Origin of the sequence: Corynebacterium sp. KPL1814, from assembly GCF_000478175.1 — a bacterium.
Taxonomy (GTDB): Bacteria; Actinomycetota; Actinomycetes; order Mycobacteriales; family Mycobacteriaceae; genus Corynebacterium.
In genome coordinates, this window is record NZ_KI515776.1 from 222,619 (window position 1) to 239,828 (window position 17,210).

The 17,210-nt window shown below is 59.5% G+C and carries 22 protein-coding genes and 2 tRNA genes; 12 read left to right on the forward strand and 12 right to left on the reverse strand.

Annotated features, from left to right (window positions below; all coding sequences use genetic code 11):
• Window positions 1-27: 27 nt before the first annotated feature.
• Together HMPREF1257_RS07145 and HMPREF1257_RS07150 are read right to left on the reverse strand one after the other, a co-directional pair.
• The gene (locus HMPREF1257_RS07145) at window positions 28-1,443 is read right to left on the reverse strand and encodes an FAD-binding oxidoreductase (RefSeq protein ID WP_023024884.1); all 1,416 of its coding nucleotides are present in this window, start codon (window positions 1,441-1,443) and stop codon (window positions 28-30) included.
• A 126-nt stretch (window positions 1,444-1,569) separates the two neighbouring features.
• Complete coding sequence (locus HMPREF1257_RS07150; protein WP_023024886.1) at window positions 1,570-1,845, reverse strand: hypothetical protein; 276 nt, start codon at window positions 1,843-1,845, stop codon at window positions 1,570-1,572.
• A gap of 34 nt (window positions 1,846-1,879) precedes the next feature.
• On the opposite strand from HMPREF1257_RS07150, the gene HMPREF1257_RS07155 reads away from it, so the two are divergent.
• Genes HMPREF1257_RS07155 through HMPREF1257_RS07165 form a run of 3 tightly spaced genes read left to right on the forward strand, consistent with a single transcriptional unit; the run spans window position 1,880 to window position 3,714 of the window.
• Window positions 1,880-2,344 (forward strand): hypothetical protein, encoded by a 465-nt coding sequence (locus tag HMPREF1257_RS07155; RefSeq protein WP_023024888.1) that lies wholly within the window; start codon window positions 1,880-1,882, stop codon window positions 2,342-2,344.
• A 9-nt stretch (window positions 2,345-2,353) separates the two neighbouring features.
• The gene (locus HMPREF1257_RS07160; RefSeq protein ID WP_084529651.1) at window positions 2,354-3,262 is read left to right on the forward strand and encodes a hypothetical protein; all 909 of its coding nucleotides are present in this window, start codon (window positions 2,354-2,356) and stop codon (window positions 3,260-3,262) included.
• A gap of 11 nt (window positions 3,263-3,273) precedes the next feature.
• Complete coding sequence (locus HMPREF1257_RS07165; protein ID WP_005280656.1) at window positions 3,274-3,714, forward strand: GtrA family protein; 441 nt, start codon at window positions 3,274-3,276, stop codon at window positions 3,712-3,714.
• Between the two features lie 12 nt (window positions 3,715-3,726).
• Here the strand turns inward: HMPREF1257_RS07165 and HMPREF1257_RS07170 are convergent, their stop codons facing one another.
• The gene (locus HMPREF1257_RS07170; protein ID WP_198010505.1) at window positions 3,727-4,653 is read right to left on the reverse strand and encodes a glycosyltransferase; all 927 of its coding nucleotides are present in this window, start codon (window positions 4,651-4,653) and stop codon (window positions 3,727-3,729) included.
• Between the two features lie 62 nt (window positions 4,654-4,715).
• Between HMPREF1257_RS07170 and HMPREF1257_RS07175 the strand changes: the two genes are divergently transcribed.
• A complete protein-coding gene (locus HMPREF1257_RS07175) occupies window positions 4,716-5,381 on the forward strand; it encodes a GNAT family N-acetyltransferase (protein ID WP_023024895.1) in 666 nt (221 codons plus the stop codon).
• Between the two features lie 3 nt (window positions 5,382-5,384).
• Here HMPREF1257_RS07175 and HMPREF1257_RS07180 read toward each other — a convergent pair whose 3' ends face one another.
• Both HMPREF1257_RS07180 and HMPREF1257_RS07185 read right to left on the reverse strand, forming a co-directional pair.
• Window positions 5,385-6,185 carry an ABC transporter ATP-binding protein gene (locus tag HMPREF1257_RS07180; protein ID WP_023024897.1) on the reverse strand — a complete coding sequence of 267 codons (801 nt, stop codon included), beginning with the start codon at window positions 6,183-6,185 and terminating at the stop codon, window positions 5,385-5,387.
• 55 nt (window positions 6,186-6,240) lie between these two features.
• Window positions 6,241-7,092, reverse strand: coding sequence for an ABC transporter permease (locus HMPREF1257_RS07185; RefSeq protein ID WP_051138399.1), 852 nt, complete (start codon window positions 7,090-7,092; stop codon window positions 6,241-6,243).
• A gap of 213 nt (window positions 7,093-7,305) precedes the next feature.
• On the opposite strand from HMPREF1257_RS07185, the gene HMPREF1257_RS07190 reads away from it, so the two are divergent.
• On the forward strand, window positions 7,306-8,559 hold the full coding sequence (locus HMPREF1257_RS07190; protein ID WP_023024901.1) for an aminotransferase class V-fold PLP-dependent enzyme: 1,254 nt from the start codon (window positions 7,306-7,308) through the stop codon (window positions 8,557-8,559).
• Window positions 8,560-8,577: 18 nt separating this feature from the next.
• On the opposite strand, the gene HMPREF1257_RS07195 is transcribed toward HMPREF1257_RS07190, so the two are convergent.
• On the reverse strand, window positions 8,578-9,534 hold the full coding sequence (locus HMPREF1257_RS07195; RefSeq protein ID WP_023024903.1) for an NAD(P)H-quinone oxidoreductase: 957 nt from the start codon (window positions 9,532-9,534) through the stop codon (window positions 8,578-8,580).
• Window positions 9,535-9,662: 128 nt separating this feature from the next.
• On the opposite strand from HMPREF1257_RS07195, the gene HMPREF1257_RS07200 reads away from it, so the two are divergent.
• From HMPREF1257_RS07200 to HMPREF1257_RS07210, 4 genes are all read left to right on the forward strand, one after another.
• A tRNA-Ser gene (locus HMPREF1257_RS07200) sits at window positions 9,663-9,747 on the forward strand.
• Between the two features lie 317 nt (window positions 9,748-10,064).
• A complete protein-coding gene (locus tag HMPREF1257_RS12240) occupies window positions 10,065-10,223 on the forward strand; it encodes a hypothetical protein (protein WP_023024906.1) in 159 nt (52 codons plus the stop codon).
• A gap of 270 nt (window positions 10,224-10,493) precedes the next feature.
• A complete protein-coding gene (locus HMPREF1257_RS07205; RefSeq protein ID WP_023024908.1) occupies window positions 10,494-11,252 on the forward strand; it encodes a hypothetical protein in 759 nt (252 codons plus the stop codon).
• 149 nt (window positions 11,253-11,401) lie between these two features.
• On the forward strand, window positions 11,402-11,656 hold the full coding sequence (locus HMPREF1257_RS07210; RefSeq protein ID WP_023024910.1) for a hypothetical protein: 255 nt from the start codon (window positions 11,402-11,404) through the stop codon (window positions 11,654-11,656).
• A gap of 23 nt (window positions 11,657-11,679) precedes the next feature.
• Here the strand turns inward: HMPREF1257_RS07210 and HMPREF1257_RS07215 are convergent, their stop codons facing one another.
• The 4 genes from HMPREF1257_RS07215 to HMPREF1257_RS07230 are packed head-to-tail and all read right to left on the reverse strand — an operon-like array spanning window position 11,680 to window position 14,747.
• Window positions 11,680-12,687, reverse strand: coding sequence for a ThiF family adenylyltransferase (locus HMPREF1257_RS07215; protein WP_023024912.1), 1,008 nt, complete (start codon window positions 12,685-12,687; stop codon window positions 11,680-11,682).
• The gene (locus tag HMPREF1257_RS07220; protein WP_023024915.1) at window positions 12,684-13,145 is read right to left on the reverse strand and encodes a molybdenum cofactor biosynthesis protein MoaE; all 462 of its coding nucleotides are present in this window, start codon (window positions 13,143-13,145) and stop codon (window positions 12,684-12,686) included. Before HMPREF1257_RS07220 ends, HMPREF1257_RS07215 begins: the two co-directional genes overlap by 4 nt.
• Window positions 13,135-13,614 (reverse strand): MogA/MoaB family molybdenum cofactor biosynthesis protein, encoded by a 480-nt coding sequence (locus tag HMPREF1257_RS07225; RefSeq protein WP_023024918.1) that lies wholly within the window; start codon window positions 13,612-13,614, stop codon window positions 13,135-13,137. Before HMPREF1257_RS07225 ends, HMPREF1257_RS07220 begins: the two co-directional genes overlap by 11 nt.
• Window positions 13,611-14,747 carry a molybdopterin molybdotransferase MoeA gene (locus HMPREF1257_RS07230; protein WP_023024920.1) on the reverse strand — a complete coding sequence of 379 codons (1,137 nt, stop codon included), beginning with the start codon at window positions 14,745-14,747 and terminating at the stop codon, window positions 13,611-13,613. Before HMPREF1257_RS07230 ends, HMPREF1257_RS07225 begins: the two co-directional genes overlap by 4 nt.
• A 58-nt stretch (window positions 14,748-14,805) precedes the next feature.
• On the opposite strand from HMPREF1257_RS07230, the gene HMPREF1257_RS07235 reads away from it, so the two are divergent.
• Window positions 14,806-15,066: a MoaD/ThiS family protein gene (locus tag HMPREF1257_RS07235; protein ID WP_023016533.1), complete on the forward strand. Its 261-nt coding sequence runs from the start codon at window positions 14,806-14,808 to the stop codon at window positions 15,064-15,066.
• A gap of 9 nt (window positions 15,067-15,075) precedes the next feature.
• Here HMPREF1257_RS07235 and HMPREF1257_RS07240 read toward each other — a convergent pair whose 3' ends face one another.
• Together HMPREF1257_RS07240 and hisC are read right to left on the reverse strand one after the other, a co-directional pair.
• Window positions 15,076-15,468: a phage holin family protein gene (locus HMPREF1257_RS07240; RefSeq protein WP_023024924.1), complete on the reverse strand. Its 393-nt coding sequence runs from the start codon at window positions 15,466-15,468 to the stop codon at window positions 15,076-15,078.
• A complete protein-coding gene (hisC, locus tag HMPREF1257_RS07245; RefSeq protein WP_034659490.1) occupies window positions 15,469-16,521 on the reverse strand; it encodes a histidinol-phosphate transaminase in 1,053 nt (350 codons plus the stop codon). It lies immediately after the preceding gene.
• Window positions 16,522-16,641: 120 nt separating this feature from the next.
• On the opposite strand from hisC, the gene HMPREF1257_RS07250 reads away from it, so the two are divergent.
• Window positions 16,642-16,730, forward strand: a tRNA-Ser gene (locus HMPREF1257_RS07250).
• A gap of 165 nt (window positions 16,731-16,895) precedes the next feature.
• Window positions 16,896-17,210, forward strand: coding sequence for an ATP-binding cassette domain-containing protein (locus HMPREF1257_RS11895; RefSeq protein WP_255342564.1), 315 nt, complete (start codon window positions 16,896-16,898; stop codon window positions 17,208-17,210).

A 17,210-nucleotide genomic window follows, 5' to 3' on the forward strand; every position in this document is an offset into this window, starting at 1 on the left:
TCATGAGGGTGGTTATGAGTCCAGTGATTAGTGCAGCTCGAGGCGGCGGGACATATCGGAGGCAAAGACCCCGGTGGGGTCGATGTCATTGCGGGTCTTGAGCCAGCCTTCCAGGCCCGGGTACATCTGGTGGAAGTTCTCGGCAGAGGTGCGCGATTCCTTTGCCAAGTACAGGCGGCCGCCAAACTCCATGACGCGGCGGTCCAGGTCATCGAGAAGCTCGCCCAAGCCCGGGCGGATGGGGAAGTCCACGCAGACGTTCCAGCCCGGCATCGGGTACGACAGCGGCGCGCGGTTGCCTTCGCCGAAGAGCTTGAATACGTTCAGCGCGGAGTAGTGGCCGGAGCGCTGGATATCGCGAATGATCTCCTTGAACGGCTCCACGGCCTCCGTGGGAACGACGAACTGGTACTGCAGGAAGCCCTTGGAACCGTAGCCGCGGTTCCACTCGCCAATGAGATCGAGCGGTTGGTAGAACTGCGTCAAGTTCTTTACCTGGTTCTTCGCCGGCGCGCCCATGGTGTAGTAGGCCAAGCCCACGGCAGAGAGGCTGAGCTTGTTCAGCGTCCAGGATGGGAAGATATCCGGCACGGTCATCAGCTGCGGCGCGTTGAACTTCAGCGGATCCTTCGCCAGCTTGGGGGCCAATTCCTCGAGCTGCGCCAAGGTGGCCAGGGAGCCGCGGGAAATGGTGGAGCGACCCAGCTTCGGCTCCGGGGAGATGACATCGAACCAGGCAGAGGAGTAGGTGTAATTGTGCTCCGACCCATCCGAGTGGAAGGCAATGGTTTCTTCCAGGTTATCGGTGCGATCCGTATCCGCGATGAAGTAGGCGGTCTCCGTCTTAGTCATGCGGATGGTGGCGCGCAGGACGATGCCGGTAAGGCCCATGCCGCCGATGGTGGCCCAGAAGAGGTCACCGCTCGGGTCATCGTCGCTGCCTTCTGGGGTGAGGTGGAGAACGCGGCCATCAGCAACGAGCAGCTCGATGGAGACCACGTGGTTGCCAAAGGATCCGGCGGAGTGGTGGTTCTTGCCGTGGATATCGGGGCCGATGGCGCCGCCGATGGTGACCTGGCGGGTGCCCGGCAGGACTGGAACCCACAGGCCATAGGGCAGCGCAGCCTTCATGAGTTGGTCAAGGGTGACGCCACCATCGACATCGACAAGCGCGGACTCCGGGTCAATGGAGTGGATCTTATTGAGCTTTTGCATGTCGATGACCAAGCCGCCGCCATTTTGGGCGGGGTCACCATAGGAGCGTCCCATGCCGCGCGCGATGACGCCGCGGCGCAGGTGGGCGGGCTTGTCCGAGTTATCGTCCGCGACCTGTGCCACTGCATTCTTGATGACGTCCACGTCTTCCGTGGACAGCACATGGGCGGTCGTAGGGGCGGTGCGGCCCCAGCCGTGCAGGGACTTTTCGGTGGTATGTAGTTCCATCTCTTACTCTTTGCTCGACGGATTGTATCGATGTACCAGCCTACCTAGCTCATAGTGCAGTGGTTGGAGTGACGTTCGTGATATTTAAAACATCGTGGGCACACGGACTGCCTCGAATGCGGCGCTTTAGAGGTCCATGATCTCGCGGATTTCTTCCGGCAGCTCTGCTTGGGACTCAATCGTGGGCCCTTCGTAAGTGCCTAAAATCTCGTACACGCGGCGCCGCGAAGTGGAATCCAAAATCGGCATTTCCTCTGCCATGAGGCGCGTCATAAAGGGGCTGAGCGGCAGATTGGTGTGCTCTGTTGCTTCAAAGTGCCCGTTGCGCTTATCGTCCTCGGCCCGCTCATCCTGAGCGGCTTGCTGGGCGGGGGTCATATGCTCTGTCTTTTCCGAGTACATGCGCAATAGCTTACCGCCGCTTAGAGTGGTCGCTATGACAAATAACCGCGAAGCAGCAGAAGAATCCCGCGATAATTACGCCCTCGATGACACCTTGGCAGGCCGCATCACCCAAGCGGCCGCACAGGGCATCGTCACCTCTTACCCGGACTGGATTAAATCCAAAAAGGGCCTTATCACCACCTACGTTTTGTCCACGATTGGTTTTGGCGCATTGGTGGCCTATACCAACGCCCAGGCCGAAGAGGACGGCGATGAACCGCGTTCCCCACAGGATTTTGCGGATAAGGGCCTCAAACTCTGGGCCATTTTGGCAGCGCTGCTTATCCTGGTGGGGCTTGCTCTATGGGCCAATGTCGCCGTGTCCCGCAAGGCGGTGTCTTTCCTGCGCAAGCGCGGTGCCAAGCGCCCGTGGACACTGTTGGGAGCAATCGGAGCGGCGGCTACGTTTATTATCAGCGAGCTAGAAGCACGCGATATAGAAAAACTGGCTTCTTAAAATTTGCGTATGGTGGGGCCCATGAACGCAGGGGTCACCGATATTGCACAGGCACGGGCTCGCCGTGCCGACCCGCTGCTGTCGCTCAAGCGGGAACCGCTCACCGTCATCTGCCAAGCCGCCAATATCCGTGCGGATGGGGAAGTCCACCGTCAAATCGGTTTTAGCGATGCACTTACCTTGCACGAGCTGCAGAAAGTACTGCACATCTGTTTTGGTCTGCCGGATGAAAACTCCCCGTGGCACTTTTACGAGCACAGCGATGCCCGCGGCCCACGCCTTGACCCAGAGCGCCAGGCATCCGAATTTCTCTGGCGCGAAGGTGACCAGATCGATTTTGTGTGGGGCCTCTGGGACTTTGAGCTGGTGGTCGCGGAAATCTATCCACGCGATAATGGCACCCCCAACGCACTGTGCGTAGGAGGCTCGGGCAATCTCTTTGCGCCCTTTGAGCTTACCGCCGTGAACCGGGAATTGACCGGTGAAAAGATCACCGATGAAGTCTTGGCAAAGGTTAATCCGCAGGTAAGGGCGTTAATCGAACGCACTAAGCTTTATGACTTTGTTCCCCTCTTACAAGCCATGGACCTAAACCGCGGAAGTGACCTGGCGGCGGCCACCGCCGAGGCACTGGCCAGCCTGCCGCGCGAGGTCACCAATGAGGGCAAAGATGCCTTTTGGTCCATGGCCTTGGCTCTATCCTGCATGGGCGGTGACGAGCTAACCGATTCCGTGGTGGAAACCACCATGGATGCCTTGGGCTGGGTCAACGATGATGGCAATACCTTGAAAGGCGCGGAGATTCGCGCGCTGTGCGATGCCTCCTTGGACCAGCTATCCCAGATTGGTGCCTACGGCAAGGACGCCGCCGCGCCGGTGTACCGCCTAGACATGTACCGCGCGCTGCTGCGCGGGTAAGCTAACTGCCTGTGACTAATCCACTTGAAGATGCTGCAGAAGTAAAGCGCCCCTCCAGCTCTTTGAAGCAGCAGCTGGTGCGATTTATTGCGGTAGGCGTCTTTGCCGCCGTCATTGACTATGGGTTGACGCTGTTATTGACCCATTTAGGTCTGCACCGCTCTGGGGCGAAGGCGATTGGTTGGGTCTTTGGCACCATCGCTGCCTACCTGGCCAATGCGCGCTGGACCTTTGGCACAAAGGTTTCCGGCCGCACGGCCGCGACCGTGGGCGTGTTATACGTATCCACCTTTGCCGTGCAGAATTTCTTGTACTGGGTGCTCAATGAGCCGCTCATTTCCTTAGGCTTTGAGGGCGCGGTTAAGGACACCATTGCCTTTGTCATTGCCCAGGGCGTGGCGACGGTGACCAACTTTGCCATCCAGCGGGTCTTTATCTTTAAAGAAAAGTAGGCACGCGGCGCCTTAGGAGCGATTTCCGGGGCGGCGGAAATCCTCGCGGCGCCCGCGGTTGTGCAGCTTCAACCACTCCAAGAAGCCGGCCGGATCGTGGCGTTGGACCAGGAAGAACCAGCCAAAGCGGGCAAATTCCTGGGGCAAGAGCTTCCGCATGCCGCGCTGCCACAGCAGGTAGCCGCGGTTGCGGTAGGTGAAAAAGCGCTTGAACTCGCCTTCTGGGTACTGGGTATGCATCTTGCCGCCCAAGATGGGCTTGAACTCATCCGAGCCATCTGGGTGGAGGTAGCTGGTGGTCAAGGCGGTGCCGAAGGACAGCCCGGAGTTGACCAAGCGGCGGTGGTAATCCACCTCATCGCCGCGGATGAAGAGGCGATAATCCGGCACGCCGATGGTCTGCATTGCCGCGGCGGAAATCAGGGCGCCATTAAACAGGGAAGCGATCCCGGGCAGGAAGTCTCCTTCCAGCTCCTCCATGCGGCGGCGCCACACGAGCCCTTGGCGCAGCGGGAAGGCAAGGCGACCGGGATCGTTGATATTGCACACGGCAGGTGAGACTTCGTGCAGGTTATTATTTCCTGCCACGCGGTAGAGCTCTTCTAATACGCCGTAATCGGCAGGGCGGCCATCATCATCGGCGCACCATACGGCATCGGCACCCAGTGATAGCGCGGTGAGAAAACCTAGAGCGAAACCGCCCGCACCACCTAGGTTGGTCTTGGACGGCACGTAGACCGCGCGGTCGCCTGCCAGGGATTCCACCACGTCACGGACCGCATCCTCAGCGCCATTATCCACCACGATGACCCATTGCACGGGGTGGGTTTGGTTGACTACCTTTTCGAGCGAGGCGCGCAGCAATTCCGCACGCTGGTGGGTGACAATGACGGCAGCGGTGGTACCGGTGGAATCAAGGGTGGCAGTCATGCGTTCCATCTTGCCACCGGGGGATGGATCTGCTGCGGATAAACACTCCGCGTGGGCTAAGCTGACTTCCTATGGACAGCATGTGGCCACCGTTTGGGCTGACGATTCGCGCGAGCGATACTACCCACCCTGGCGTGGAACTGCGCGTGATGCGCGATGAGGATATTGCGGCAATCGCCGGTGTGGCGCCAGAGGATATCTACGGCGCAGACATTCCGGATTACGCCTTTCCGTGGCTGTTTAATCCCGGGATGAATACGCCTGCAGCGGCGGCCCAGTTCCGGTGGACTAACCGCGCGCAGCTGCGCCCAGAAAAGTGGTCCTTGGACTTCATCGTGCGCGACGCTCACTCGGGAGAAATCCTGGGCACCATCGATGCGCGGGCGGAGGACTTCGCTACGACGCGAGAAATCGCGACCGGTTCCTGGGTCTTTCACCGGTTCCAAGGCCAGGGAGTGGGCACGCTCATCCGGCACGCGGTGGTGTCCTTTGGCCTCGATTACCTGGGCGCGCAGGTGATGAGCACGAGTTGGGTGGCGCACAATGAGGCCTCGGCGCGGGTGAGCCAGAAGCTGGGCTACCAGGTGGTTTCTGAAGGAGAAGAGAAGGCGGGGCCGCAGAATAGTTCGCAACGGCATGTGACTGCGCGCGTGGCAGCCCCCAATTACAAGCGCCCGGATGACCTGCACGTGGAGGTCTCCGGGCTGAGCCAGCAGCTGCTGGGGATGCTGCGCTAGCTCCTACTCGGCAGCGTCTTCGCCCTCAAAGCGCTGGCGCAGATCGCGCACGTATTCGCCTACTTCTGGGCCCTCGTACTGGCCCACGACGTCCGATACCTCGCCCACTGAGCGGATTTCGCCGTGATCGATCCACAGCGCGGTATTGCACAGCTGCGCCAAAAAGTCATTGGAGTGGGAGGCAAAGACCAAGATGCCGGAGCGCTTGACCAGCTCTTGCAGGCGCACGCGGGCCTTGGCCATAAAGGCTGCGTCGACGGCGCCGATGCCCTCATCCAGCAGCAGGATTTCCGGCTCAATGGAGGTCACCACGCCGAGTGCTAGGCGCACGCGCATACCGGTCGAGTAGGTGCGCAGGGGCATCGACAAGTAATCGCCCAGCTCGGAGAACTCCGCGATTTCATCCATCTTTTTCTTCATCTGCTTGATGGATTGGCCCAAAAACAGCCCGCGGATGATGATGTTGTCGTAGCCGGATACCTCCGGGTCCATGCCCACGCCCAAGTCAAAGACGGGGGCGACGCGCCCGCGGACATCGGCGGTACCGCGCGTGGGCTCGTAGATACCGGAGAGCAGGCGCAACAGCGTGGACTTGCCGGCGCCATTGTGGCCAACGAGCCCGACGCGATCGCCTTCCCGCAGGTGCAGGTTAATATCCCGCAGCGCCTCAACCACCACGGTGTTGTGGTCATTTTTCCCGATGGCACCGCCCGCGGTAGAAAGCATGGCCTTTTTTAGGGAGCGGGATTTGGCATCAAAGATGGGAAAATCCACGCACGCGTTATACGTATCAATTGAGACCATCAGTTTTTATCCTTTCAACGAGCCTCATGGTGGGGTGGGAGTAAAGGAAGGGAGGCTATACCCAGTAGCTCACGCGGAAACGCCACTTGCGCATGACGAGCCCGGCGATGAACAAGCCGATTGCGGTGCAGCCGATGACGATCCACCAGTGGTAGGCGGCAACGGGTTCACCAATCATTGGGGCGCGCACGATTTCCAGATAGTGATACAGCGGGTTGATTTCCGCGATGCGGGCGCGGTCCGCCACCGCACCGCCTTGGTCCTTGAGGGTATTGGTCATCCAAACAATCGGGGTGACGTAGAACAATAGCTGCGTCAAGGCATCGAGCAGTGGGGCGACATCGCGAAAGCGCGTGGCGATGATGCCAAAGAACATGGTGACCCACACGCCGTTAATGAGCAGGAGCAGTAGCCCGGGGATAAAGAGGAAAAATTCCCAGCCCAAGTTGCGCGGGAAGATCATGATTAGCAAGAGCCAGATGATGAGGTTATGGCCCAAAAACAGGGTTTGGCGCCACACCAGCCGGTACACGTGCACCGAAAGCGGGGCGGGAAGCTGCTTAATCAGTCCCTCATTATCAATAAAGACCGTGGACCCTTCCTTAATGCAGCCCGAAATAAAGGTCCACATAATAAGGCCCACGGTGACGTGGGGAAGGAATTCCGCGACGGGAATCTGAAAAAGCATGGAATACAAGAGGCCCAAGGCAAGCGCCATCACACCGGTGGCGATGGTGATCCAGAATGGGCCGAGGACGGAGCGGCGGTAGCGCTGCTTGATATCTTGCAGGCCCAGCTTGAACCACAGCTCACGCTGCTGTGCACCCCGCATAAGGTCTGCGAAAGCAGCTTTGAGGGTCATGGACTGGGACGCTGGGATAGCCTCGCCTTCTGGCTGGGAGGTCATGCGGGCGATATCAGCGCGCAGTTGATTGTTATCTTGCACGCCCAACACCCTAGCGCGCGTGCTGGGCAAACGGGAACTACACGCCGCTAGCCTGGGAAAACAGTGATGCCCAGGGAAAATTCAGATTTGGGAAACTGAAGCCAAACGCGTATACAGTAGGGAATCGACCGCCACGTGGTGGCAGTTGTTCAGTGCGATGAAGAAGGGGACCTAATGCCAGCAGCTTCGGCACACTATGACGTCTTTAGTGCGCGAGGTTTGTACACCGGACTATCTGATGGCTGGACATACCTCAATGCGCACGCGGTGCCCCAAATTTCGGAGCGCGTGACCTCCGGCGTTGCCCGGTCTTTCCGGATGGCGACGGCGGTAGCGACGCAAGAGGGACCAGGCGGCGCCCACTCGGCCGCGCCCGAGCCGGGCCGGTTGGCAGGCGATGGCAACTATGCAGCAGCGCGCATGGCCATTGCGGATCTCACCGCTTCCAAGGCAGACCGTGTGGTCCTTGGCCCATCCCTGCCCGTGCTGTACCAATCCCTGTCGCGTGCGGCACGCCCACTATTGGGCAGCAATTCCTCGGTGGTGCTGTCCAAGCTGGATCCGCCCACGCTGTATTCGGCTTTTTCTGAAGTGCGCGCCGATATCCGCTGGGCGCAGCCAGATCTTGGCACCGGCGAATTGCCGGGGTTCCAGTTCGCGGAGCTTGTCGATGGTTCCACCAGGATCGTCGCTTTCTCCGCAGCGCATGAGCTATTGGGTACGGTATCCCCAGCCGAAGAGATCATTGACACGGTGCGGGGGCGCTCGCGTGCATGGACGCTTCTCGATGTCTCCGCAATCGCGCCCTACCGCCCCATCCGCTTCGATGAGCTGGGCGCGGATATTGTAGGCATCGACATCGGGCTGCTTGGCGGGCCGCAGATGGCCGCCTTGGTCTTCCGCGATACGCGCATGCTCCGCCGGCTGGATGCCCTAAATCCCATCTATTCCAAGGAAGACGGCCGCAAGCTAGAGACCCCGGTTTCTTCCGGTTTGGCCGGCGGCGTGGGGCCACTGGTGGATCACCTTGCCGCCCTGGCCGGTGGGGATAAGGGATCGCGCCGGGTGCGCCTTAATAAGTCCATGACCGCCTTGAGTGCTTACCTCGAGGACTTGCGCGCGGATCTTTATGCTTTCTTAAGCACCCTGCCTGCCGTACATATTTTGGGCGTGACCGGGGAAGCCGCCGCCGGAGCCTCCGATGATCGCTTGCCCCGCTTGACCTTTGCGGTCAACGGCGTTCCCGCAGAGACGGTGTACAAGCGCCTCTTTGATAATGGGCTTGTCACCACGTTGGCCCCGCAAACACCGCTGCTGACGGAAATGGGCGTGGAAGAGATCGGTGGTGCCGTCACCGTGGCACTGGGGCCGTTTAATACGTACCACGATATCGAGCACCTCGTTCGCGTCGTTGCCTCGCTCGCCTAAATAGGGTGCGCTGGGAAACTACACCGTGAGAACCAGCGTGCCCGTGACCTCGCCGCTGTCGAGGGCTTCGTGGGCTTGGGCGGCATCGGCAAGCGGGTACGTGCCATGCAGCGCGTGCTTCACGCGGCCATCTTCCAGCATGGGCCACACATTTTTGATGGTGCCGGCGACGATCTCCGCCTTATCGTCCAAGTCACGCGCGCGCAGCGTCGTGCCCTGAATGGTCAGGCGCTTCGGCAGCATGGGGGCCAAATTGATATCCGCCTTGGTGCCGCCCTGCATGCCGATGATGATGAGCTTGCCGTCCTTGGCCAGGCACTTCATGTTCTTTTCCAGGTACTTTGCGCCGATGATATCCAGGATGACATCGCAGCTGCCCTTGAGCTTATCGACGAAGTCCTGCTCCTTGTAGTTGATGAGAATATCCGCGCCAAGCTCGCGGCAGCGCTCTAGCTTTTCCTGCGATCCGGCGGTAACAGCCACCTCAGCGCCCAGCGCCTTTGCTACCTGGATGGCAAAGGTGCCGATGCCGCCGCCACCGCCGTGGATGAGCAGGCGCTGGCCCTCGTGCAGGCCCGCCTCGATGCCCAGGTTGGACCACACGGTGCAGCCGACCTCAACCACGGCCGCGGTTTCTTCCAGGCTAAATCCCTTGGGCAGCGGAAGCAGCTGACCCTGCGGGACCGCGACATATTCCGCATAGCCGCCGCCTGCAAGCAAACAGCCGACCTCGGTGCCGGCTTCCCAATCCGTATCGCCGGCATCCTCAATCACGCCGGCGGCCTCCAGCCCAATTATTTCCGATGCCCCTGGTGGCGGCGGGTACGCGCCCATCGTCTGCAGAATATCGCCGCGGTTGGCGCCCGCCGCCTTTACCTTCACCAAGACCTCCCCGGATCGCAGCTCAGGAACGTCTACGTCCTGCAGCTCTAGCGACCGTGGGGTATCAGGATCGGTCTGGACGATTGCCTTCATCTGTGTAGCACTCATACCGCCAATCTAATGGAGGAGGTGTGGTGTGCGCCACGTCCATTTTCTCGTGGGGCAATGTGATTCGCGCGGGACCGTTTAGTAAGCTAACCAAGTTGCCTCTTCGGCACGATGGAGACGTGGCAGAGCGGCCGAATGCACCGGTCTTGAAAACCGGCGAGGTTTATTCCTCCGCGGGTTCAAATCCCGCCGTCTCCGCAGAGAGCATTTCCCCTAGTCCCAGCTGACTAGGGGTTTGTCTTGTCTGTACGGCTCATCCTTTTCTAGGACGGGAAAATTGAAGAACCCTTTTCCTGCTACCCCACAATCATCTTTGAATCTAAAATTTATTGCGCGAAAGTTTTAATAAGAAAGAAAATGTAACGCAGGTTGTTTATGCCCTAGGACGATTGTTTTCTAACAAATCTATAAACTGTCTACTCGAAAGTTGCACATCACCGCACCTAACCACATACAATGATCAGTGCGCGCGGAAACGCGTATAGGAATTTTCCAACCTCGAAAGGAATTCTGAAATGATTCTTGATCTTGTATCCAACGTACAGGAAGCAGCACACTCCGCAGTCTCCACCGGCTGGGACGCTCTTGAGCAGGCAAGCCTGTTCTTCCGTCAGGTGCCTTACCTGGTTCCGGACGCTGTTAACGAGTTTAACCGCTCCATCCTCGGCTTCTAAGATTTAAGAAGCGAGAAAATAAATCCCCGAGGCCATTTGGTCTCGGGGTTTATTCATGCGCTGACCCATCCTGATTTCTAGCGATGATGGAAAACCTGATATGCATTAGAAATTTGTCTGGAATCAGAACGGAGCCCCCTACTTCCTTTCCAAAAGTGACCCACAACAAGATGATAGTTGGCTAGCTTCTGGTTCCCGCCAGGTTGCCGAATTCTCATTTTTACCTCCATTGGCGCGAATCCAGCCGCCCTAGCACTGTATGCTGCGCTTATGCCTAATTCTCTCACCTCTCCTTGCGCGATCCTGGCCGTGACTGCTGTCGCTTTTGTTTCCGGTTGCTCTAATTCCGATGAACCTAATAAGGCCGATAGCGAGCCGAATTTCACCGGATCTAGCGCGACCTCCGAGGTCAGCGAAGAATCCTCCAGTTCAAACACGGATGATGAAGGTGCTGGAGCCTCAGATTCCGCGAAGGAGCCGAGCACTGCGACAGTGACGGAAAAGGCCCAGAAATCTGCGGCTTCAGGGGAAAATAAGATCATCCCAGTGGAAGACTTGTACTCCTTGTGGGTACCAGCGTTGTGTGAGCATGACGCCGGCACGTTGGTGGATGGGACTTTGCCCGAGCACTTAAAGACTGGATATCCCAATGCTGCCGCCGGGCTAAAGCTCAACAAGGATGGAACCCCTAAGGGTGCTTACGCCGATATCAACGGTGATGGCAAAGATGAAGCCGTTATTACCTATGTCTGCGATCAAGGCGGCGTGGCCTGGCCGGATAACTTGCTCATTTATGACAATGACCTGAATTACATTACCCAGGTAGAAGACTGGACCCGTAATGGCATGGAGCCAGCACGCAGGCATATTAATCAGCTGGAGTGGACCGACGATACCGTGACAGTAACGTGGCGTGCCTATGGGGAAGGCGAATCGGGTGCTGTGGCCACGCAGGAACTGACGGGAAACCTCACCTTAGATGGCGACAAAGCGAACCTAGAGATGACAGGGCACCGGAAGACCTCTTAGATCAGTGGGATTCTGCTGTGGCATTTCATACCGGGGGATGACGCGCCTAGTGCGGCGCAGACTTAGTCTTGGAAATGTACAGGGCAAGTCAGGTATCGATGCGGTGCTGGCTTTGTCCCAGAGATAAAAATGCTCGACGAAAGGACGTCATGAATACCTCGGAACTTTATGTAGCAGCAGCGGAATCTACTAACTCTAATGACACGTGGTGGTTCCTTGGGTTCCTTCCCATTATTTTGCTCGTCGCGTTCTGGATTGCGGCGGTTATTTCTATTATCGCTTCTGGGTACACGATTGCGGCCAAGATACTCTTTATCGCCGCTACCTTCGCCCTTCCTTTCTTGGGGCCGCTGATCTGGTTCGTCTTTGTTCGCGGCAAGGAAGACAAATACGGAAGGCCATAGGCACCCCACACTGTTTGGCGAGGCTAGGACAAATCGTGCTGTTCCAACCACGCGTTAATGCCGCCGCGCAGTGAAACAACGTGCTCGTAGCCGCGGCCGCGCAATGCGTGGACGGCTTGCGCGGAGCGGATGCCGCTAGCGCAGTAGATAACAGCGGCATCGCCCTGGCCGATGTCCGGGTTTTCGCCGGCGAGGATGCGGTCGAGGGGCAGATGCGTTGAATCGGGGATGGTGGCGCGGGCGCGCTCGGCGTCGGTACGGACATCGATAAGCGGGGCGTGCGCGGGGATCTCGCGGACCTCGGGGGCATCGGCTGGCTGAGTGGGCTGCGCGCCGGTAGGGCGGATGGGGATATACTCCCAGGTCCCAGATAGCGCCTCAAAGTAACCGAGCATGCCAATGAGCGGGGTGCCGACGCCGGTAATGATCTTCAAAGCCTCCAAGGCCATCGCAGAACCCACCGTGCCGACGATGGGGCCCAGAACGCCGGCTTGGGAGCACGAGGGAACCTCGCCTGGGGCAGGGGCGGTGGGGAAGACATCCTCGTACACAGGGCCCTTGCCGGACCAAAAGACGCTCATCTGCGCATCAAAGCCCAGGATAGAAGCCCAAATGTGGGGAATGCCCAGGCTGTGGGCGGCCCATGAGCACAGGTAGCGGGCGTCGAAATTATCCGTCCCATCGAGGATCACGTCGCAGCCGCGCAGCTGCTCGAGGGCGGTGGCGGATTCTAGGCGGCCGTGGCAGATGAGCTCCACCTCAGGGTTGAGGGCCCGCACCGCCGTTGCGGCCGATTCGGTCTTTACGGTGCCAATGGAGGCGGTGGTGTGAATGACCTGCCGGTGGAGGTTGGAGGGGGAGACGAGGTCGTCATCGAAAAGCGAGATGCGGCCCACCCCGGCTCCTGCCAGGTAGAGCAGCGCCGGTGAGCCAAGCCCGCCCGCGCCGATGACCGCGACGTGGGAGTCAGCCAATTTCTGCTGGCCCTTATCACCCCACAGGGCCTCCTGGCGGGCATAGCGTGTGCTCATTCGAGGCCCACCCAGTTGATGGAGCCATCGCCGTGGCTTTGTTCCTTCCAAATGGGCACCTCGGCCTTGACTCGATCGGCACAGGACTCCGCGGCGCGGAAGGCATCGCCGCGGTGGGCAGAGGCGGCGACGACGGTAAAGGCCAAATCGCCCACCTGTAGATCGCCGGTGCGGTGGGCCGACCACAAGCGCACGGGGTGCTGGCCTGCTACTTCATCGACAATCTCGCGCAGCTTTTCTGGGGCGCTAGGGTGTGCGGAGTAAGACAGCTGAGTGACATCGGGCCGGCCGCCATCGTGATCGCGCACGATGCCCTCGAACGTGACCACCGCGCCCATGGCTGAGGTGGTGACCTCTGCTTTGGCGGCGGCAAGGAGGGGCTCGAGGGGCTGCTCGGTCAGTATGGCGCCGACAGTGAGCCCAGTCTGCGCGGCGACATAAGAAGGATCAGTGCTCATGTTTTCCTTCTAACATATCGACGATGTGGACGATTAAATCCTCTAGCACGGCGCAACCATCTTTGACTCCGCCGGTAGAACCGGGCAGGGTCATGGCAAAGGTGGTGTCATTGACGCCTGCGACCGCGCGCGAGGCCACTGCGGTGGGGATAGTCTCCAAGCCTTTATTCCAAAAGGCCATGGCGATGCCGGGAAGCTCCCGCGTGAGATGGGGCTGTACGGCATCGACGGTGAGATCGTCCGGGGTCAGGCCCGTTCCGCCGGAGGTAAGGATAACCGCGGGCTTTTCGGCGAAGGCCTGGTCCACCGCTGCGGCGATATCGGCATCAGGTACCACGCGGGCAGCGGGGCAGTCGAAGCCCTTGCGGCGCAAGAAATCTACTGCGATGGGGCCCGAGCGATCCTCGTAGACCCCGGCGGCGGCGCGGGTGGAGGCGACCAAAACAATGGCGGTGCGAGCAGAACTCATAGGGGATAGACCTTTACTTCTTCTCCTGCGCTGAGGCTCTTACCGGCAGGAATGCGGATGAGGTGGGTGGCATCGGCGGCCTGGGCAAGCAGGTGGGAGCTTGCACCGCCGGTGATGTGGGCCTGCGCATCGACGTAGCCGCGGCGGAACTGATCCTTGTGCGGCAGGCCCTCGATTCCCTGCGCAAGCGGGACGCTATATGGTGCAGGCGCCCAACCCAAGGTAGGGGCCACGAAGAGGCGGAAGCTCACCATGGTAGAAATCGGATTGCCGGGCAAGCAGATGACTGGGGTGCCATGGAAACTGGCGATGCCCTGCGGCCCGCCGGGCTGCTGATCCACGTGGCCAAACCAGCCGGTGAGCACCTGCCGGATGACCTCGTATTTACCTGCGGAAATCCCGCCGGAGGTGACGATGGCATCGGGGCGATAGTCCTGCGTGGCCTCCGCAAGCGCGCGGGTGAGCACCTCTGGATCATCATCGGTGGTGACAAAACCGGCGATCTCGATGCCGGCGCGGTGGGCCATAGCGGAGATGAGCGGCGCATTGGCATCGGGAATAGCAGCAACACCCGTACCAATTTCCGCGCCACCGGTGCACACGAGGATGCGGGCGGGGCGATAAACGCTGACCTCCTCGATGCCCTGGGAGGCCAGCGCGGCCAGGCGCACCGGAGTGAGCTTCTCGCCCTTGGCGGCCAGGAGAACGCCCTGCTGGAGGTCCGTGCCCGTACCGCGGATGAATTGGCCCTCCTCGGTGGCCGGAACTGTAATGGTCTCGCCTGGCTGGAGGAATTCCTGCGGCTGGCATTTTTCAATCGGCACGATGGATGCCGTGCCCTCTGGAACCTTGGCTCCGGTCATGATGGGGCAGGCGGTGTGCAAGGGACCATCCAGCAGCTCGGTGGGATTCGCGCCGGCGGCGATGGTGGGGCCCACCTCGTACGATCCGGCTGCGGTGGCGGGCAGCGCGTAGCCGTCCATCTGGGAATTGCTAAAGCGCGGCGAGGGGAAGGCGGCATAGACATCGGCGGCAAGGACCATCTCCTGTGCCTGCCCTAAGGGCCGGGAGATGACTTCGCGCGGGCCGAGGGCTGCCGCGACCTCGTGTGCGTGGGTTTCGGGAGTGCGCATAGAGCCAAGTTTACCCGCGAGTTCGACACGTTCGAAGCCTGCGGGCATAGTAGGAAGCATGTTGACCGTTCACTATTTCGCCGCCGCTCGTGCCGCGGCCGGCGTTGCTTCGGAGCAGGTAAAAGCGCCCACCACCTTAGGCCAGCTCATAGAGCAGCTGGGCAAGGACCACACCGGCACCACCGAGGCCGGCATGAGCATGAAAGAGGTGCTGGGGCGCTGTAATTTTCTTATCGATGGCGCCGGGAACACCCAAGCGGATTCACCGCTCATGGGCGTGACCCGCGTTGACGTGCTTCCGCCCTTCGCCGGGGGATAACTCGTTCCTCTAGACCGGCTGGCGTAGCGGGCTGGTAAAGAAGTTGACCAAGCTGCTGACCAGGGACAAGATGATGGAGCCGAAGATTGCAGAGCCCCAGGAATTGACCACGAGGTGTCCAATTCCTAGGTCAAAAGTATTGAGCGTCCACTCCACGATCAGCAGGGCGGCGCCGTTGATGACGAGCGCGAATAGTCCGAGGGTGAGGCAGGTCAGTGGGGCGCCGATAAAACGCAGCACGGGCATGACCACCGCGTTAATGATGATGAAAACAATGGCGACGGCAATGAAATTGCCCAGCTTATCCGGGATGATATAAATCCCGGGAATAATGCCGACTACGACCCAGAACGCAATCGCGATGGCGACCACGTTGAGGGAAAAATTGGTCAACGAACGCATTTAGCCTCCTACGGTATCGTTCCACGCCCGAAGCAGGGCGTTGGTTTCTTCCTTAGTTGTAATGGTAATGCGGATGCCTTCGCTAAAGGCGCGAACGAGCACGCCGCGTGTGGCTAGGCGCGCGGCTAATTCCTGCGGCGTTCCTAGCCTTTCAATATTCGCCGCCGGCAGCCATACGTGGTTGGCTTCCGAGTGGGGAACGCCCCACTCTGCCAACTCCTTTTCCACCCGTTGGCGCTGCCCACAGGTCTCTTCGGTGCGCTCGCGTAGCGAATCCTGCGCTGCTAGCGCGGCACGGGCGCCGGCCTGGGCCACGGCGTTGATGGAAAACGGAATCGCTACCTTATTCAGTGCCGCGATGACGTCTTCTGGGCCATAGGCATAGCCCACGCGCACGCCGGCCAAACCATACGCCTTGGAGAAGGTCCGCAGGAAGACCACGTTGGGATAGGTGCCAAAAAGCTCGGTGCCCAGCGGGGTATCGGCATTCCGGTTGTATTCGATGTAGGCCTCATCGAGGGCAACGAGGACATCGCTTGGCACCGCGTCCATAAATTCGGAGAACTCCGCCTTAGTCACGGTAGTGCCGGAGGGATTATTCGGATTGCAGACGAAAATCAGGCGCGTATCCGCGGTAATTTTCTCCGCCATTGCGGGCAAATCCACCCGCTGGTCCGCATCGAGCGGAACCGGAACAGGGCGCGCGCCTACCACCTGGGCAAAGATGGGATAAGCCTCGAAGGAACGCCACGGAAAAATCACTTCCTCACCGGGCGTGGTGGTGATCTGTACCAATTGTTGACACAGCGCGGAAGAACCCGTGCCCACCGCAACCTGGTCAAAGCTCACGCCTAAGTGCTCGGCCAGATCCTCACGCAACTCGGTGGCCGCGATATCCGGATAACGATTGGCCTCGGCAGCGGCGCGGGCCATAGCCTCAGCGGCCTCAGGCAGCGGCCGCTGCGTGGCTTCATTAGAAGACAGCTTGAGGGCATCATCGTGGCGCGCGCCGGGCACGTAGCCGGGGATGGCGCGTAAGTCGGAGCGAATCATGGCTACCACTCTAGGTCGTCTCTCCTGCGCGCGTGGAAGAAAACCGGGGACAAAACCAGGGGGTTAGTTTGGCTGTGGCGCATGCGGCAGGTATTGTCTTTTACGGTTCTTTCTGAACCTGGAGATGTGCCAGAGCGGCCGAATGGGGCTCCCTGCTAAGGAGTTGACCCTTCTGGGGTCCGGAGGTTCGAATCCTCTCATCTCCGCCACACAAATCCCGGGCGAATGCGCTCGGGATTTCGTCGTTTTTCTCTTTGGAGGACTGTTCACCTGGCAGGTTCTAGGTTTAATCGACAGAAGCAAGTGTTCAGCAAACAATGGTTACTCCATACGGCACGCGAGCGAACACGTTAAGCTGATAAAATCTAAGCACCATGCTTTCAATTGACGCTTCTATTGGTTACGCTACGCCTGTACTTAAGGTTACAAACGACTTTTCAGGTGGAAGTGTATACGGGATCGTCGGACCGAATGGGTGTGGTAAAACGACCCTCCTTCGTAGCTTAGCCGGCGAAATATTGCCCTTAGAGGGGACTGCGACAATTGACGGCGTGAAAGTGTATTCACTTGAAGCATTAGGGAAGATTTCCTATATTTCTTCTCCAACTTTTTATGCAGACATGTCTACGGGGGGGAACACCTTAAACTGCTCGAGAAAACGGGTGGTTTACCATATCTTGAGGTTATAG

Coding starts and splice junctions, on each gene's coding strand:
- HMPREF1257_RS07145 (WP_023024884.1), bottom strand. CDS start 1,443: ATGGAACTACATACCACCGAAAAGTCCCTGCACGGCTGGGGCCGCACC.
- HMPREF1257_RS07150 (WP_023024886.1), bottom strand. CDS start 1,845: ATGTACTCGGAAAAGACAGAGCATATGACCCCCGCCCAGCAAGCCGCT.
- HMPREF1257_RS07155 (WP_023024888.1), top strand. CDS start 1,880: ATGACAAATAACCGCGAAGCAGCAGAAGAATCCCGCGATAATTACGCC.
- HMPREF1257_RS07160 (WP_084529651.1), top strand. CDS start 2,354: ATGGTGGGGCCCATGAACGCAGGGGTCACCGATATTGCACAGGCACGG.
- HMPREF1257_RS07170 (WP_198010505.1), bottom strand. CDS start 4,653: ATGGAACGCATGACTGCCACCCTTGATTCCACCGGTACCACCGCTGCC.
- HMPREF1257_RS07175 (WP_023024895.1), top strand. CDS start 4,716: ATGGACAGCATGTGGCCACCGTTTGGGCTGACGATTCGCGCGAGCGAT.
- HMPREF1257_RS07180 (WP_023024897.1), bottom strand. CDS start 6,185: ATGGTCTCAATTGATACGTATAACGCGTGCGTGGATTTTCCCATCTTT.
- HMPREF1257_RS07185 (WP_051138399.1), bottom strand. CDS start 7,092: ATGACCTCCCAGCCAGAAGGCGAGGCTATCCCAGCGTCCCAGTCCATG.
- HMPREF1257_RS07190 (WP_023024901.1), top strand. CDS start 7,306: ATGCCAGCAGCTTCGGCACACTATGACGTCTTTAGTGCGCGAGGTTTG.
- HMPREF1257_RS07195 (WP_023024903.1), bottom strand. CDS start 9,534: ATGAAGGCAATCGTCCAGACCGATCCTGATACCCCACGGTCGCTAGAG.
- HMPREF1257_RS12240 (WP_023024906.1), top strand. CDS start 10,065: ATGATTCTTGATCTTGTATCCAACGTACAGGAAGCAGCACACTCCGCA.
- HMPREF1257_RS07205 (WP_023024908.1), top strand. CDS start 10,494: ATGCCTAATTCTCTCACCTCTCCTTGCGCGATCCTGGCCGTGACTGCT.
- HMPREF1257_RS07210 (WP_023024910.1), top strand. CDS start 11,402: ATGAATACCTCGGAACTTTATGTAGCAGCAGCGGAATCTACTAACTCT.
- HMPREF1257_RS07215 (WP_023024912.1), bottom strand. CDS start 12,687: ATGAGCACACGCTATGCCCGCCAGGAGGCCCTGTGGGGTGATAAGGGC.
- HMPREF1257_RS07220 (WP_023024915.1), bottom strand. CDS start 13,145: ATGAGCACTGATCCTTCTTATGTCGCCGCGCAGACTGGGCTCACTGTC.
- HMPREF1257_RS07225 (WP_023024918.1), bottom strand. CDS start 13,614: ATGAGTTCTGCTCGCACCGCCATTGTTTTGGTCGCCTCCACCCGCGCC.
- HMPREF1257_RS07230 (WP_023024920.1), bottom strand. CDS start 14,747: ATGCGCACTCCCGAAACCCACGCACACGAGGTCGCGGCAGCCCTCGGC.
- HMPREF1257_RS07235 (WP_023016533.1), top strand. CDS start 14,806: ATGTTGACCGTTCACTATTTCGCCGCCGCTCGTGCCGCGGCCGGCGTT.
- HMPREF1257_RS07240 (WP_023024924.1), bottom strand. CDS start 15,468: ATGCGTTCGTTGACCAATTTTTCCCTCAACGTGGTCGCCATCGCGATT.
- hisC (WP_034659490.1), bottom strand. CDS start 16,521: ATGATTCGCTCCGACTTACGCGCCATCCCCGGCTACGTGCCCGGCGCG.
- HMPREF1257_RS11895 (WP_255342564.1), top strand. CDS start 16,896: ATGCTTTCAATTGACGCTTCTATTGGTTACGCTACGCCTGTACTTAAG.